Origin of the sequence: Azonexus sp., assembly GCF_036170495.1 — a bacterium.
Classification (GTDB): domain Bacteria; phylum Pseudomonadota; class Gammaproteobacteria; order Burkholderiales; family Rhodocyclaceae; genus Azonexus.
Window position 1 is genome coordinate 1 of the sequence record NZ_JAVHPH010000317.1, and the last position, 2549, is coordinate 2549.

Here is a 2549-nt window from a genome sequence, read left to right on the forward strand (position 1 = left end):
AGATGATCCGCGCCTTCGTCGAGACCACGCTGAAACATAACCTGATCGAATTGATGTTCATGGAAGATCGGGTGCCGTCGGCGCATCGCCTTGCCCATAATCAGGCGCACATGGATATTGCCCAGCAGCTCAAGGCGATTCGCGTTGTCCTTTCAGAAGATGGCAATTGCATACTGGCCATTGAAGGCATCGACCGCATCCACCAGACCCTGCTTGAGCACTTCAAGGACCACGACCTGCAACTGGAGGCCTATCTCATCGAGGCCGCCCCGGCCCCTCAATCCTGAGCGGCGATGTATTACGGAGAACGCTTCAACGCCTGGACCCACCTCCTCGGCGCGCTACTCGCCCTGACCGGGGCAATCTGGCTGATCGTCGCCACTGCAGCCGGCGGCGACGCGCTGAAGACGGCCAGTGTCGCCGTTTATGGCCTCACGCTGGTCATGCTGTACAGCATCTCGACCATCTATCACAGCGTGCGCGGGCCATTCAAACGCATCCTGCGCAAGCTCGACCACCTGTCGATCTATCTCCTGATTGCCGGCAGCTACACCCCGTTCTGCCTGATCAGCCTGCGCGGCCCGTGGGGCTGGTGGCTGTTCGGCATCGTCTGGACGCTGGCCGCCATCGGCATGCTGCAGGAAATCAAGCCGCGCTCGGAAGCGCGCGTCATGTCGCTGGTCATTTACGCGGTAATGGGCTGGATCGTGCTCGTCGCCATCAAGCCGCTGCTGGCCAGCCTCGGCCTGGCCGGATTCCTCTGGCTGGCGGCCGGCGGCGTGTTCTACACCGTCGGCATCCTCTTCTTCGCCTTCGACGAGCGCTTTCGGCACTGGCATGGCATCTGGCATCTCTTCGTCATCGCCGGCAGCCTCATGCACTTCATCGCGATCCTGTTCTACGTGGTCTGAGCGCCCATCGCCCAGCCATTAACTAACGGGCTCCGAAAAGCGAATTCAGGAACGACGTTCCTGCGGATTCCACGAAAACAGCGAGCGCACCGCGTTATTCATGCGGGCCAAAGCCGGCTCGATGGAACCGGAAAGTGGCGCCGACGCCGTCTGCGGATTCCAGGCGAACAAGGGGCGAAGCATTTCGCCGAGCGCACCAGCCCCGGCCAGGGCGCTACCGGTCGCCAGTTTAAACAGCAGCGCAAAACGTTCGGCGAACAGACCGTTCAGACGGCGCATTTCGGCAGCACGAAGCTGACGGGCTTGGCGTTCAATGGTCGGGATGTCGATGGGGGTCATGATTTACTCCTTATCTGTTGCAATGCAACATTGCACAAATCGAAGTCTAATTGCCACCAATTTGAATAACAATAAGGCTTAATGGCAAAACATTTATGAATTTTCGTCCATAATAAAACCATGGATCGCGCCGCCGAGATGACCGCTTTTGTTCGCACCGTGGAAACCGGCGGATTCTCCGCCGCGGCACGGGAAATGGGGCTGACCCCGTCGGCGCTGTCCAAACTGGTCAACCGCCTCGAAGACCGTCTCGGCGTCCGCCTGCTCACCCGCACCACGCGCCGCCAGCAGCTAACCACGGAGGGCGAGGCTTTCTTCAACCGGGCCCGGCCGATCCTGACGGCGATGGACGAAGCCGAGGCCGAAGTGGCCGAAGCCGGCACGCATCCACGCGGCCTGCTGCGCCTGCATTGCGGCTCGGCCTTCGGCATGCACCAGCTGACGCCGGCGATCCCGCGCTTTCTCGAAAAGCACCGGGACATCGAACTCGAAGTCACCATCAACGACGTACCGCCAGCGCCAGCCGACGACCATTTCGACCTGACCATCCGCATCGGCACGCTCGAAGACTCCTCCAGCGTGGCGCGCCGCATCTGCAATCTGGAACGCGTCATCTGCGCCGCCCCGAGCTATCTCGAACGCTTCGGCACGCCGCGCACGCCGGATGACCTGCAGCAGCACAACTGCCTGTGGATCACCACCCTGCCGGCCTTGCGCCACTGGCCATTCGACACCGACGACGGCATCCGGGTCGTCCATATCGGCGGCAACGTCGTCGCCAACAATGCCGAAACGGTGCTGCAACTGGCCGTTGCCGGCGTCGGTATCACCCGCCTGACCGATGTCATCGTCGGCCAGGCCATTCGCCGCGGCGCCCTGGTCCCGATTCTCACCGACTGGCACCACGTCGAGCCGGTCCCGCTATTCGTCACCTACCCAAGCAGCCGCCACCTCGCCCCCAAGGTTCGGGTCATGGTGGATTTTCTGATTGACGAGTTCGAGCGTGCGCCCTGGCGGGCGTAGGCTCGGAACCAACGCGCCTCAGATCATCCCCGGCCAACGACCTGGCGAAGCAATACCACGGTCAACCATAAAAAATGCCTGAATTTGACATTAGCCGGCCAGCCCGACGGGCGAGCGCGTGGCGCTCAGGACCAGATATGCGTCGCGCCGACCGTCAGCAAGCCGAGGTAGGTTGCCGTCAGCGAACCGGCCAGATGCACCGAGGCGAGGCCGATCGCCCAGGCGGGCTGGCCGGCCAGCAGGCGTTCGACGACTTCGGCCGAGAAGGTCGAAAAG

Annotated in this window: 4 protein-coding genes; 3 read left to right on the top strand and 1 reads right to left on the bottom strand. The window is 62.2% G+C overall.

What is annotated here, in order from left to right:
- Positions 1-287, top strand: a 287-nt coding sequence (locus ADADOO_RS11730; protein ID WP_511277689.1) for a hypothetical protein, incomplete at its 5' end; no start/stop codon positions are given.
- Between the two features lie 6 nt (positions 288-293).
- Entirely contained in the window at positions 294-911 is a 618-nt protein-coding gene (gene trhA / locus ADADOO_RS11735; protein ID WP_511277690.1) for a PAQR family membrane homeostasis protein TrhA, read from the top strand.
- A 45-nt stretch (positions 912-956) separates the two neighbouring features.
- Here trhA and ADADOO_RS11740 read toward each other — a convergent pair whose 3' ends face one another.
- The gene (locus tag ADADOO_RS11740) at positions 957-1250 is read right to left on the bottom strand and encodes an RSP_7527 family protein (RefSeq protein ID WP_511277691.1); all 294 of its coding nucleotides are present in this window, start codon (positions 1248-1250) and stop codon (positions 957-959) included.
- Positions 1251-1370: 120 nt separating this feature from the next.
- Here ADADOO_RS11740 and ADADOO_RS11745 point away from each other — a divergent pair, with 120 nt between their 5' ends.
- Positions 1371-2273: a LysR family transcriptional regulator gene (locus ADADOO_RS11745; protein ID WP_511277692.1), complete on the top strand. Its 903-nt coding sequence runs from the start codon at positions 1371-1373 to the stop codon at positions 2271-2273.
- Positions 2274-2549 lie beyond the last annotated feature (276 nt).

Coding starts and splice junctions, on each gene's coding strand:
- ADADOO_RS11745 (WP_511277692.1), top strand. CDS start 1,371: ATGGATCGCGCCGCCGAGATGACCGCTTTTGTTCGCACCGTGGAAACC.
- trhA (WP_511277690.1), top strand. CDS start 294: ATGTATTACGGAGAACGCTTCAACGCCTGGACCCACCTCCTCGGCGCG.
- ADADOO_RS11740 (WP_511277691.1), bottom strand. CDS start 1,250: ATGACCCCCATCGACATCCCGACCATTGAACGCCAAGCCCGTCAGCTT.